This is a genomic window from Tritonibacter scottomollicae, assembly GCF_032924845.1.
GTDB lineage: Bacteria > Pseudomonadota > Alphaproteobacteria > Rhodobacterales > Rhodobacteraceae > Epibacterium > Epibacterium scottomollicae.
In genome coordinates this window covers 2,969,872-2,982,500 of the sequence record NZ_CP136704.1, presented here as the reverse complement: position 1 = coordinate 2,982,500, position 12,629 = coordinate 2,969,872, and the positions used below count along the sequence as shown (strand labels likewise).

The window sequence follows — 12,629 nt, the reverse complement described above, 5'->3', positions numbered from 1 at the left end:
TTGCGAAGGTAGTTTGCCCTTATCGGATTGGGCGGGCTGCTAAGTAGTCCCTGGAAATAGCCCTCCATCAGACCGTACCCTAAACCGACACAGGTGGACTGGTAGAGAATACCAAGGCGCTTGAGAGAACGATGTTGAAGGAACTCGGCAAAATACCTCCGTAAGTTCGCGAGAAGGAGGCCCGGGTCCTACGCAAGTGGAATCCGGGGGCACAAACCAGGGGGTGGCGACTGTTTATTAAAAACACAGGGCTCTGCGAAGTCGCAAGACGACGTATAGGGTCTGACGCCTGCCCGGTGCCTGAAGGTTAAAAGGAGGGGTGAGAGCTCCGAATTGAAGCCCAGGTAAACGGCGGCCGTAACTATAACGGTCCTAAGGTAGCGAAATTCCTTGTCGGGTAAGTTCCGACCTGCACGAATGGCGTAACGACTTCCCCGCTGTCTCCAACATCGACTCAGCGAAATTGAATTGCCTGTCAAGATGCAGGCTTCCCGCGGTTAGACGGAAAGACCCCGTGCACCTTTACTACAGCTTCGCACTGGCATCAGGATTGTGATGTGCAGGATAGGTGGTAGGCATTGAAGCAGGAACGCTAGTTCCTGTGGAGCCATCCTTGAGATACCACCCTTCGCACTCTTGATGTCTAACCGCGGTCCATTATCTGGATCCGGGACCCTGCGTGGCGGGTAGTTTGACTGGGGCGGTCGCCTCCTAAAGCGTAACGGAGGCGCGCGAAGGTTGGCTCAGAGCGGTCGGAAATCGCTCGTTGAGTGCAATGGCAAAAGCCAGCCTGACTGCGAGACTGACAAGTCGAGCAGAGACGAAAGTCGGCCATAGTGATCCGGTGGTCCCGAGTGGAAGGGCCATCGCTCAACGGATAAAAGGTACGCCGGGGATAACAGGCTGATACTGCCCAAGAGTCCATATCGACGGCAGTGTTTGGCACCTCGATGTCGGCTCATCTCATCCTGGGGCTGGAGCAGGTCCCAAGGGTACGGCTGTTCGCCGTTTAAAGAGGTACGTGAGCTGGGTTTAGAACGTCGTGAGACAGTTCGGTCCCTATCTGCCGTGGGTGTAGGATACTTGAGAGGAGTTGCCCCTAGTACGAGAGGACCGGGGTGAACGAACCACTGGTGGACCAGTTATCGTGCCAACGGTAGTGCTGGGTAGCTATGTTCGGAAAGGATAACCGCTGAAGGCATCTAAGCGGGAAGCCCCCCTCAAAACAAGGTATCCCTGAGGGCCGTGGAAGACCACCACGTCAATAGGCCGGAGATGTAAGTGCAGCAATGCATTCAGTTGACCGGTACTAATCGCCCGATTGGCTTGATCTGATCCAGTAAAAGACAGCCACACCAAAAACGCATACACAAAACTTGGACAACTCGTTGACCTCCTAAAAACAAGGTCAAAACGTTGATTTGCTAGACAAAAAAAGTCTAGCGGGGTTCTTATTCGGTTTGGTGGCCAAAGCACAAGCGAAACACCCGGTCCCTTCCCGAACCCGGAAGTTAAGCGCTGTTGCGCCGATGGTACTGCATCTTAAGGTGTGGGAGAGTAGGGCACCGCCAAACCTAATAAGAACCCCAATACTCTCAAAACGAAAACAAAAAAAACAAACACCGCGGGATGGAGCAGCCAGGTAGCTCGTCAGGCTCATAACCTGAAGGTCGTAGGTTCAAATCCTACTCCCGCAACCATCGTTCCCGACGAAGCCCTCGCAAAACGCGGGGGCTTCGTTGCATCCAGTCCCCCAAACGCAGAATACTCGCAAGTTCCCCAATAAGTTCAATGGTATGGCCATTGCGTGCTGCCGTGTCCGGCTACCGCCGGATCGGCGTCCTGTAGCAGCGCAAGGGCATGAGCATGAACCACAAGAAGCTCTACCGGATCTACCACCAGGAAGGGCTGTCCGTGAAAAGGCGAGGCGGTCGCAAGTGAGCGCGTGGCACAAGGAACCCGATGGTCAACCAGACACCGCAGTAAGCGCGCCGGATGCTTAAGAAACTTGAGGGCGTCGCGCCCGGCCCGCTTGCGCCGGACGAGAACCCGAATTCCCTAACCCAACCTGCAGACCTTCGTTATGACTGACTGAGCGGCAGGAGGTAGGTCACTGCTAGACATGCCTCCGGCAGATCTTCCCTTTGGGCGCAGGCAGATCATCCTCAACAAACCAGAAAGGGTCCAACGGAAGACCATAGACACCCAGAGCTTGCTTCACCGAAAAACCGCCGCATAATCACACCAACCAGATGAGCCAGGTCCGCTCTTAGCTCAGGCTGCCATCTGTCACATAATTCCCGAAGATGGGCAGTGTCGAATGACAGATTTTGATTGGACAGAACGCTTCGAGGGCACGGCCGCTCTACCTGTTGATGTGCGAAGGCGATTGAATGCAACAGCGCGCATTCTCAAGTTCTCACGCGGCGATCAAGTCTTTGGGCCCATGAGCGTGCCTGACGGTTTGTTCTTTCTGTACGAAGGCCGTATCCGCGTATCACAGAGTTCGGAGAACGGGCGCGAGATCGTATTGTACCGTGTGGATGCCGGCGAGAGCTGCGTTCTGACGACCGCCTGTATGCTGGCTGAAGAGGCTTATAATGCCGAAGGCGTTGCTGAAACTGATGTAACCGCCATCCTGTTGCCCAAGACTGCCTTTGATCGCCTTGCGGCGGAAGAAGACGCGTTTCGCAACTTTGTGTTCGCGGCCTATTCGCGCCGTTTGATCGACCTGCTACGCGTGGTGGATGACGTTGCCTTTGGCCGGATCGACGTGCGTCTGGCTGAGCGACTTTTGACGCTTGGCCAAGGCCGGAAAGAGGTTCATGCGACTCATCAGGATTTGGCGAGCGAGCTAGGAACCGCGCGTGAAGTAATTTCACGTGTGCTGCATGATTTTCAAAAACGTGACCTGATCGCGCAATCTCGCGGCGTGATAAGCTTGTCAGACAAGATGGGTCTCGCCACGATCGCGCAAAGTGCATGACGCGGTTACAGGGTCGTCGACTTGCGTGACAATGTCACTGAAGGGGCGCTGATAAAGTCATATGTGTTTATCAGTTTTTCACCTGAGGAGACGATCATGTCCACCAACGTCGGCACCTTCGACCGCATTCTACGCGCCATACTTGGCGTCGCGCTCCTATATCTCGCCTTTTTTAGCGGTTTGCCCGCCTTCGACGCTGGCCTGTCGAAAATAGCGGCCGCTGGTGTTGGCGGTGTCATGCTGATTGTCGCAGCGCTACGCATGTGTCCGCTTTATAGCATCTTCGGTCTTAGAACCTGCAGGGTGTGCTAATGGAGACGGCATTCGCACCCTTCGCCTCATTTGGCGGTGGCCTCGTGATTGGTCTTGGCGCGGTATTCTTGATGCTTGGGTTGGGGCGGATCCTTGGGGCAACTGGGATCATGTCCGGTCTGGTTCTACCGCAAAACCGCAGCGAGGCTGCGTGGCGGGGCGCTCTGGTCGTCGGCATGATCGCGGCTCCCGGAGTGATCTTCCTTGTGAGCGGCAGCATGCCTCAGGTCGATGTGCCCGTCAGCCCGGCCATGATCGCCATCGGCGGCGTCATTGTCGGACTTGGGGCAAGTCTCGGGTCGGGATGTACGTCTGGCCATGGCGTCTGTGGGCTTTCGCGGCTGTCCATCAGGTCGCTTGTCGCGGTCCCGACCTTTATGGCTACGGCCGCCATCACCGTTTTCATCATTCGCCACGTGTTTGGAGGTTGACCCGTGAAAGTGATATTTGCTGGCCTGACGGGTCTTGTCTTTGGCATCGGAATCGCAGTTTCGGGCATGATGAATCCGGCCAAAGTTCTGAATTTCTTTGATGTCGCCGGGCGATGGGACGCAAGCCTTGCCTTCGTGATGGGCGGCGCTTTGATTGTGACCGCATTGGGCTACCGTCTGGTTTGGCGGCGCTCAAAGCCAGTGTTCGACGACCAATTTCAGGTACCGGGCAGTACTCGGATTGATCGTAAGCTTCTCGGCGGTTCTGCTTTGTTCGGCATCGGATGGGGGATCGCTGGCTTTTGTCCGGGTGCGGCGCTGCCTGCCCTGGGAACGGGGCGCTGGGAAGTGGTGTTGTTTGTCGTTGCAGTGATCGTGGGTCTTGTCCTCAGGCGTGTTTTGGACAACCTGTGGCCTGCTCGTGTCCCGCAATGAGATGTCGTATCTATATCCGAGCGGTCGACAGTGCGATGATGCACCTAGGCCGCAATCAATGACCGCGTTTGCAAGCAAGGAGACCCAATATGACCTATCCTGTGAACATGGAAGTCAAACCTGACGTTCAGGCCTTCTTCGATGCAGCAACAAATACAATCAGCTATATCGTCAAAGATCCGGCATCCAATTCCTGCGCGATTGTCGATAGTGTCATGGACATCGATTATGCTGCGGGCCGGATCACCTTCGATCACGCGGATGAATTGATCCGTCAGATTGAAGCCCGAGGCCTCAAGCTCGAATGGATTATCGAGACGCATGTACACGCGGATCATTTGAGCGCGGCGCCCTACATCCAGGACAAACTGGGAGGGAAGATCGGAGTTGGCGAAAAAATTACTGTCGTGCAGGATGTGTTTGGAAAAGTGTTCAATGAAGACACAGCATTCCAGCGTGATGGTAGTCAATTTGATGCCCTGTTTAAGGATGGCGACACCTACATGATCGGCCACATGCAGGCCTTCGCCATGTACACGCCGGGTCACACACCCGCCTGTATGGTGCATGTCATGGGCAACGCCACCTTCGTGGGAGATACTTTGTTCATGCCCGACGGAGGCTCGGCCCGTTGTGATTTCCCCGGCGGTTCTGCTGAAGAACTCTATGAGAGCATTATGAAAGTGCTCGCTCTGCCGGATGATATGCGCCTGTTCATGTGTCATGACTACGGTCCCAACGGACGCGATATTCAGTGGGAAACCACGGTGGCCGAAGAAAAGGCTCACAATATCCATGTCGGCGGCGACAAGACGAAGGACGACTTCGTGAAGTTCCGCACCGAACGTGACGCGCAGCTGGCGATGCCCAAACTGATCATTCCGTCGCTGCAGGTGAACATGCGCGCGGGCGAGGTGCCGACGGACAAGGACGGGAACCCGATGCTCAAAGTGCCGGTGAATGGTCTGTAAGTGCAGCACAGGTCATGGACGTCAGCACTGCCTCAGCAGGAAGGACCGTCAGTGCGCCTGTCATGCGCGCAGGCATGAACGATATCGGCGCGGTTGGCGCTGACGTGACGGAGGCCGCCCGACGTATTCCGGCTGATAACAAGACACTCACCGACAGACTGTTCCCCGTTTCCCTTGGAAAATCTGATGCGCGATGCGGCTGGCATCTGGGTGGCGGCGGTTTCGTCTCAGCCTTTTCCCGCAAGAATGGATGGATCGGCAAACTGCGCATTTGGTGTAGGTTATGCCCCTTATTGAATTGACTCTCTGATGATCTCTTTTTCACGCTATCTGCCGATCCTCTCCTGGGGGCGGCACTATGACCGCAGTGCGTTGTCCAACGACATGGTCGCCGCAGTGATCGTCACGATCATGCTGATCCCACAATCTTTGGCCTATGCGCTGCTGGCTGGCCTCCCGCCCGAGGCAGGGATCTACGCATCAATTGCGCCGATTATGCTCTATGCCATCTTTGGGACCTCGCGCGCATTGGCCGTGGGGCCGGTCGCGGTGGTGTCCTTGCTGACGGCGTCTGCAATTGGGCAAGTGGCAGAGGCAGGGACAGCTGGCTACGCCATTGCGGCGCTTACACTCGCGGGGGTGTCGGGGGTGTTTCTTCTACTCTTGGGTGTCTTCCGCTTGGGGTTTCTGGCCAATTTTCTGAGCCACCCGGTGATCGCGGGCTTTATCACCGCCTCGGGTATCCTGATCGCGACCAGCCAGCTGAAACACATCCTCGGTGTCAGCGCCCATGGGCATACATTGCCGGAAATGCTTGGATCACTCTTGGCTCATCTCGATCAAATCAACTGGATCACAGTCGTGATCGGGACAAGCGCGACGGGGTTCTTGTTCTGGGTCCGGGGCAATTTGAAACCTTTGCTGAAAGGGCTGGGGGCCGGACCGTTGCTGACGGACCTCGTGGCCAAGTCGGGCCCGGTCGCAGCAGTGGTGGCGACAACGCTTGCAGTCTGGGCATTCGGGCTGGATCAGGCAGGGGTGAGCGTTGTGGGTAGCGTGCCGCAAAGCCTGCCTCCCCTGACGTTGCCCGGCCTGTCCCCGGATCTGATAAGTGCGCTCTTGGTGCCTGCAATCCTGATTTCTGTAATCGGTTTCGTCGAGAGTATTTCCGTTGCACAAACACTGGCCGCCAAGAAGCGTCAGCGGGTCGATCCGGATCAGGAGCTGATCGGGCTGGGCGCGGCTAATCTGGGTGCAGCCTTCACGGGGGGCTTTCCGGTCACGGGAGGTTTTTCACGGTCCATCGTGAATTTTGATGCAGGGGCCGAGACACCAGCCGCGGGTATCTACACCGCCATCGGTCTTGCAATCGCATCCTTCGCGTTGACACCTTTGGTCTTTTATCTGCCGCAAGCGACCCTTGCGGCGACGATCATCGTCGCGGTGCTGTCGCTTGTGGACTTTTCGATCCTGAAAAAGACATGGGGCTATGCGCGGGCTGACTTCACGGCCGTTGTCTCCACCATTTTGCTCACTCTTGGCATGGGGGTGGAAGTGGGCGTCGCCAGCGGCGTGGCGATTTCGATCCTGCTGCATCTCTACAAGACGTCACGACCTCATGTGGCCGAGGTCGGGCTTGTCCCCGGCACCCAGCATTTCCGCAACGTGAAACGGCATGCCGTTGAAACCAGCCCCCATGTATTGAGCTTGCGGGTGGATGAAAGCCTCTACTTCGTGAACGCGCGCTTTTTGGAAACACTCGTGCAGTCTCGCGTCACAACCGGATGCGACATTAAGGATGTTGTTCTGATGTTTTCCGCAGTCAATGAAGTGGACTTTTCCGCGCTGGAGAGCCTCGAAGCCATCAACTTGCGGCTGATCGACATGGGGGTTGGGCTACACTTGTCAGAGGTTAAGGGGCCGGTGATGGACCGCCTGCAAAGAACGCATTTTATTGATGAGTTGAACGGTGATGTGTTTCTCTCACAATTTGATGCATGGACTCATTTGATGAGCGCGAAGCCTACCGCAAGGTAGCTGGTGCTTGAGTCGCCTGACTTCTGGTTCTGACCGAAGCGACGAATTGTAGACCTGCTGAGCATTGGCCCAGCGAAAGTCAGACCACCAGTCCTTGGCGCTTGAGGCTTTCAAGTTCTTCGGAAATCGCGTGGGCGAAGGCTTCACCGACCGCACTTAGGGGGCGGTCGCGCGGTACGAATTGCGCAATGTCCCAAGTGATTTCGGGAATGAGTCGATGCGCAGTGACCTTGTCGGGATCAATCAACCTTATGGCGACAGGATCGACAATGGCGACTCCGACGCCACGCTCAACGAGCCGCACGACGCCGTGCAGTGTGCGCAGTTCGGCAGCAATCGTGCGGCGGACGTCGATGGTGTCCATCATGTTGTCTACGCGTTGCCGCAACGGGCTGTCGGGGGAAAGATCGATAAACCATTCCTTGCGCAGGCGCGGCAGGGGAATTTCGTCTTCCTGTCCCAAGGGGTGGCCCTTCGGCATGATGCAGCGCGCGGTGCACCGGCCCAACGGTCTTGCGTCGCCGCCAAAGGCGTCGGCATTCAGGGTGATGCCGAAGGCAAGATCACAGCGCTGTTCAGAGATCATCCGCAACAGTTCTGCCATGCCGACATCAACGATCTGCACTGTTGCATGTGGATGCGTTGCACGGAATCGCCGCAACGCATCAAGCAGGAATGTATCGCAGAAGACCGGTTGAGCGGCGATCACCAGGTGGCCAACTTGTCCGTTGGCGATGGCAACCGCTTCTTGTTCCAGGTCGCGCAATCCCGCCAGATGGCGCATCACGGATTGGTGGAAACGGAACGCCTCCGGAGTAGGGGTCAACCGGTTCCGTTTACGCAAGAAAAGCGAAAAACCAGTTTTGTCTTCAAGGCCTGAAAGCAGCCGGCTGATCATCGGCTGGCTTGTGTCCATATGCTCAGCCGCGAGCTTCACGCCGCCAAGGCGCATATAGGCGTCGAAGGCCTCCAACTCGCGTGTCTTGTACATGGCAACTCCTCAGTATGCATTTTGTGCAACTTATAACTGCCCATTGTCAATACACGCATACTGTGGATGGTGTCGCTGATCCAACAGTTCCGGGCTTCCCGGACCAGACGTGAGGTTACAATGAAGAAACTAATCGGATCGATCGCCCTAGCCGTGATCGCAGCAACTGGCCCCGCAGCGGCCCAGACCTACCCCGAACAGGCCGTGACGCTGGTGGTGCCTTACGGCCCCGGTGGCGCCTCAGACCTCGCCGGTCGCGCATTGGCAGAGACGGCACCGTCCGCGCTCGGTCAACCCGTGACAGTGATGAACCGGCCCGGCGCAGGGGGCATGAATGGCGCGCGGTCTGTCGCACAGGCTGATGCAGACGGCTACACGCTGTTGCTGGCGCGTGTTGGCATGGCGCTCTCGCCTGCTGTGACACCGCAGTCTGCCGTGGCTTGGGACGCCTACACGTTCCTCGGCATGCTGGAAGCAACACCCATGATCCTCGCCGTGCGTGCGGATGCTCCCTACGAGGATGTTGAGGGGCTGGTCGCAGCAATCAAGGACAGCCAGGGCGGCATGACCTATGCGGCGTCGGGCGCAACAGCGATCGATGGCTTTACCACGCAGGCGCTGCTGGCCGACAATGATCTTGACCCGCTGACGGCGGCGACACTGGTGCCCTACAAAGGGGGCGGCGCGTTGGCGACGGCGCTGCTGGGCGGTCACGTTGATTTCGTCGCGATGGCGGCGGGTTCACTGATGCCACATATCGAAAGCGGCGACCTGAAGGCGCTTATGGTTTTTGCGCCCAAGCGCATGGACAAGCTGCCCGACGTCGCAACCGCACAGGAGCTGGGCTACGAGAACGCGGGCCAGATCACGGGCTGGAGCGCGCTTTATGGTCCCAAGGATTTGCCGGAAGACGTCATTGCAAAATGGGACACGGTTCTCGGTGATGTGGCCACCAACGAACAATGGCTCGAGCTGGCCAAACGTCGTGGCTCCATCTCGACAGTCGGTGATGTCGACATGACCGATTATGCCAAGACGCAATACGAGCTGTTCAACGGGCTCGCGCAGGATTTCGGCTACCTGCCCAACTAAGGGCACGCCCTCTGGGCCGCTCGACAACACGCAGGCGCGGTCCCGATGGGGTCGCGCCGCTTTCCTCGCAAGAGGACTTCTTCTCCAGGAGCATCGCTATGACTAAGCCCGTTCTGCGGGGGCTGATAATTGCAGCTTTCTTCGCGCTTACCGCCTTCGTTCTGGTTCCCGTATTCGTCCCCCGTCCCGCGTTTATTCCGGGCTTTGCGCCACCGCCGGACATGTGGCCGCGTACCGTATCAACGATCGGAATCGGACTTGGCCTGCTGGCGCTGTTCCTTGCCTTCACTCGGCCAACCACAGCCGAGGAGCGGATCGAGACCGATGGCAGCAGTCAATTGCAGATGGTCCTTCGGTTTCTCGGGCTGGTCGTGGTCTTCGGTCTCTTTCTGGGGCTGCTTCCGCACCTCGGCTTTCTCCTCGCAACCATGCTGTTGACGCTGACCGTGGTTCTGCTGACGGGGGAGCGACAACATCGGTTGTGGATCGTACTGCTGTCCTTTGTTGCACCGGTCCTGCTGCTTCTGTTCTTCAACTATTCGCTCGGCACGCAGTTCCCCAAGGGCGTACTGACGAAGCCCTTCGGCTTCTGATCGGAGATCCTCATGCTCAACGATATCCTCTTGGCGCTCTATGCGGTCGCCACCGTCCAGAACCTTCTGATCATGATTGCCGGCATCTGGGGCGGCGTGATTGTCGGCGCGATCCCCGGCATGACCGGCACCATGGCGGTGACATTGGCGTTGCCCTTCACCTTCTACATGGATCCGGTGCCCTCGATCCTGCTGCTCGTCGCTCTCTACAAGGGCTCGACCTATGGCGGCTCGGTCTCCGCGATCCTGATCAAGACACCGGGCACGGCCTCTGCTGCCTGTACCGCGCTGGACGGGTATCCGCTGGCACAACAGGGCAAGGCAGGCAAGGCGCTGAATATGGCGCTTTATTCCTCGGTGACAGGCGATTTCATTTCGAACCTATCATTGATCTTCTTTGCGGCACCGCTGGCGGTCCTCGCCCTGCGCATCGGCCCGCCTGAGTTCTTCATGCTGATGCTGTTTGCCCTGACAACGGTTGCGGGCGTTTCCGGCAATTCACTTCTGCTCGGGCTGGTTTCGGCGGCGCTGGGCCTGTTGTTGGCGACGGTCGGAGAGGACATGTACGGGTCGTTCCGTTTTGCCTTCACCCCGGACATGCAGGCAGGCCTGTCGATCGCGCCGGTTCTGATCGGTCTCTTTGCGCTGCCGGAGCTGATAAAGCTCGTCGTGATGCGGGCGGCCAAAAAAGAAGAGGCGGCAACACTGGGTGCGCAGCATGTGACGCGCGAAGAATTCATGGGCTCGTTGCGCAGTATCCTCAAGGGGTCGGTGATCGGCTCATTCCTGGGCGCTATTCCCGGCATCGGCCCTTCGTCTGCGGCATTCTTTTCCTACGGCGAGGCGCAGCGCAGTTCAAAGAATGGCGCCAACTTCGGCAAGGGAGAGCTTGAGGGTATCGCGGCGTCGGAATCTGCCAATAACGGTGCCTGTGGTGCCACGATGATCCCGCTGCTGGCGCTTGGTGTTCCGGGCGATGTGATCACCGGGGTGATGCTGGGAGCCTTCATGATCCAGGGCCTGACGCCTGGGCCGCTGTTGTTCCAGACCAATATCCACGAAGTTTACATGCTGCTGATCGGTATGCTGGTGTCGTCGGTGTTGCTGTTCTTTGCAGGCAAGGCGACCATGCGCATGTTCGCCAAGGTATCTTATATTCCGCAGACGCTGCTGACACCGCTGGTGCTGCTGCTGTGTATCTTCGGCATCTACTCGATCGCGTCGAGTACCTTCGATGTGGCTGTGCTGCTGGTCATGGGGCTGGTTGGATTTGGAATGTTCCTGTTGAACATTCCGGCCGCGCCCTTCCTGATCGCCTTCATTCTCGGCCCGATGCTGGAAGAGAACCTGCGCCGCGCATTGGCAATCTCTCGCGGGGACCCGGCGGTGCTGCTGTCCTCCCCCATCACCTGGATCTTTGCCGTGCTGATCGTGTTCGCACTCAGCTTCACGCTGCGCCGTGAGATCCGGAAATCAAAGACAGAAAGACAAGTTTCACAATGACACACCAGAGCGAGCGCACCTTCGCCGAGGGCCTGAAGGACCGCGCGGCCCAACATCTCTCCGACCTGATCGCCTTTGACACGGTATCCCGCAACGGCAACCGGCCCTTGATTGATCATATGGCCGCGTATCTCGGCGAGCTGGGTGCCCGCATTACCATTCTTCCAGATGAGACCGGCGCCAAGGCGAACCTCATTGCGGGCTTCGGGCCTGAGGCTGTTGCGGGTGTTGTGTGGTCTGGCCACACGGATGTGGTGCCCGCGGATGAGCCAGAGTGGATCAGCAACCCCTTTGTGGCCGAAGTGCGTGACGGCAAGCTTTATGGCCGTGGGGCCTGCGACATGAAGGGCTTTGCCGCCTGTGCGCTGGCGGTTGCGCCCGATCTGGCGGCGGCAAAACTGAGCCGCCCCGTCTACTTGTGTTTTTCCTACGATGAGGAAGTGGGCTGCCTCGGTGCGCCTGCGATCGCACAGCATCTGGCGGCGCTGCCAGTGCCGCCGGAGTTCGCCATCATCGGCGAACCCTCAATGATGAAGCTGGTGACGGGGCAGAAGGGCAAGATCGCCATGCGGGCGCAGGTGACGGGCACCTCGGGGCATTCGTCCTTTGCGCCAGAGCATGTGAACGCCATCGAATACGCCGCGCAGGCGATTGCAAAGATTTCGGAACGGGGGCAGCGCTACGAGGTCGAGGGGCCGTTTGACGCAGATTTCACCGTGCCGCATGCGACGATGCTGGCGACCATGATCGAAGGCGGCGTGGCGACAAATGTCACCCCTGAGAGCTGCGGTTTCACCTTCGAGCTTCGGTCGATTTCCGAGATGGATCCTGACGCGGATATGGCCGAGCTGCTGGCGGAGATCGAGTCCGACGTCGGCGCTCCGATGGCCGAGAAAGTTGCAGGCACCGGAATCACCTTCGAACGGATCTTCGCCTATCCCGCAATGGGGGAGGCTCGAAACACGGCCGGCTTCACCCGCTACGCGCATCTGCTGCCAGAGTGGGGCGGCAAGGTTTCCTACGGGTCAGAAGGCGGTGTGTTTGAGCAGATTGGGGGTATTCCGTCAGTGATCGTCGGGCCGGGATCCATTGCACAGGCACATAGGCCCAATGAGTATGTCGAGCTGGATCAGCTGGGCCTCTGTGTCGATTTTCTGCGGGACATCATCGGATATCTGGCAGAGCAGCCCGCTGCAGCCAGCGCCTGACCACTAAAGCCGGAACCGCTCGAAGGGGCGGTTCCGGGTCTATATTTTGGCCGTGCTGGATCAGTTTGGC

12 protein-coding genes, 1 tRNA gene, 2 rRNA genes and 1 pseudogene (1 of these 16 running past the window's edge) are annotated in these 12,629 nt (G+C 58.1%); 15 read left to right on the top strand and 1 reads right to left on the bottom strand.

Annotated features, from left to right (window positions below):
* The 11 genes and pseudogenes from R1T40_RS14885 to R1T40_RS14835 form a co-directional block, all read left to right on the top strand.
* Positions 1-1,334: ribosomal RNA gene (locus R1T40_RS14885) — 23S ribosomal RNA — on the top strand (it extends 1,501 nt beyond the left edge of the window).
* 125 nt (positions 1,335-1,459) lie between these two features.
* A 5S ribosomal RNA gene (gene rrf / locus R1T40_RS14880) occupies positions 1,460-1,574 on the top strand.
* A 49-nt stretch (positions 1,575-1,623) separates the two neighbouring features.
* Positions 1,624-1,700, top strand: a tRNA-Met gene (locus R1T40_RS14875).
* A gap of 121 nt (positions 1,701-1,821) precedes the next feature.
* Positions 1,822-1,938: pseudogene (locus R1T40_RS14870) on the top strand (IS3 family transposase); the annotation flags it as partial.
* Positions 1,939-2,320: 382 nt separating this feature from the next.
* Positions 2,321-2,986 (top strand): Crp/Fnr family transcriptional regulator, encoded by a 666-nt coding sequence (locus tag R1T40_RS14865; RefSeq protein WP_317384676.1) that lies wholly within the window; start codon positions 2,321-2,323, stop codon positions 2,984-2,986.
* Positions 2,987-3,082: 96 nt separating this feature from the next.
* Complete coding sequence (locus R1T40_RS14860; protein WP_317384675.1) at positions 3,083-3,298, top strand: YgaP family membrane protein; 216 nt, start codon at positions 3,083-3,085, stop codon at positions 3,296-3,298.
* Entirely contained in the window at positions 3,298-3,729 is a 432-nt protein-coding gene (locus R1T40_RS14855; protein WP_317384674.1) for a YeeE/YedE family protein, read from the top strand. The genes R1T40_RS14860 and R1T40_RS14855 overlap by 1 nt, the downstream gene beginning before the upstream one ends.
* Positions 3,730-3,732: 3 nt before the next feature.
* On the top strand, positions 3,733-4,164 hold the full coding sequence (locus tag R1T40_RS14850) for a DUF6691 family protein (protein ID WP_317384673.1): 432 nt from the start codon (positions 3,733-3,735) through the stop codon (positions 4,162-4,164).
* Positions 4,165-4,253: 89 nt separating this feature from the next.
* On the top strand, positions 4,254-5,135 hold the full coding sequence (locus R1T40_RS14845; RefSeq protein ID WP_106164870.1) for an MBL fold metallo-hydrolase: 882 nt from the start codon (positions 4,254-4,256) through the stop codon (positions 5,133-5,135).
* Between the two features lie 74 nt (positions 5,136-5,209).
* Complete coding sequence (locus tag R1T40_RS14840) at positions 5,210-5,437, top strand: hypothetical protein (RefSeq protein WP_317384672.1); 228 nt, start codon at positions 5,210-5,212, stop codon at positions 5,435-5,437.
* 7 nt (positions 5,438-5,444) lie between these two features.
* Complete coding sequence (locus R1T40_RS14835) at positions 5,445-7,172, top strand: SulP family inorganic anion transporter (RefSeq protein WP_317384671.1); 1,728 nt, start codon at positions 5,445-5,447, stop codon at positions 7,170-7,172.
* A gap of 79 nt (positions 7,173-7,251) precedes the next feature.
* Here the strand turns inward: R1T40_RS14835 and R1T40_RS14830 are convergent, their stop codons facing one another.
* The gene (locus tag R1T40_RS14830; protein ID WP_317384670.1) at positions 7,252-8,163 is read right to left on the bottom strand and encodes a LysR family transcriptional regulator; all 912 of its coding nucleotides are present in this window, start codon (positions 8,161-8,163) and stop codon (positions 7,252-7,254) included.
* 120 nt (positions 8,164-8,283) lie between these two features.
* Here R1T40_RS14830 and R1T40_RS14825 point away from each other — a divergent pair, with 120 nt between their 5' ends.
* The 4 genes from R1T40_RS14825 to argE all read left to right on the top strand — a co-directional run bounded on the left by R1T40_RS14825 (position 8,284) and on the right by argE (position 12,559).
* Complete coding sequence (locus R1T40_RS14825; protein WP_317384669.1) at positions 8,284-9,255, top strand: Bug family tripartite tricarboxylate transporter substrate binding protein; 972 nt, start codon at positions 8,284-8,286, stop codon at positions 9,253-9,255.
* 98 nt (positions 9,256-9,353) lie between these two features.
* Positions 9,354-9,848, top strand: coding sequence for a tripartite tricarboxylate transporter TctB family protein (locus tag R1T40_RS14820; RefSeq protein ID WP_317384668.1), 495 nt, complete (start codon positions 9,354-9,356; stop codon positions 9,846-9,848).
* Between the two features lie 12 nt (positions 9,849-9,860).
* Positions 9,861-11,351, top strand: coding sequence for a tripartite tricarboxylate transporter permease (locus R1T40_RS14815; protein ID WP_317384667.1), 1,491 nt, complete (start codon positions 9,861-9,863; stop codon positions 11,349-11,351).
* Positions 11,348-12,559, top strand: a complete 1,212-nt coding sequence (gene argE, locus R1T40_RS14810; RefSeq protein ID WP_317384666.1) for an acetylornithine deacetylase — start codon at positions 11,348-11,350, stop codon at positions 12,557-12,559. Before R1T40_RS14815 ends, argE begins: the two co-directional genes overlap by 4 nt.
* The last annotated feature ends 70 nt before the right edge of the window (positions 12,560-12,629 follow it).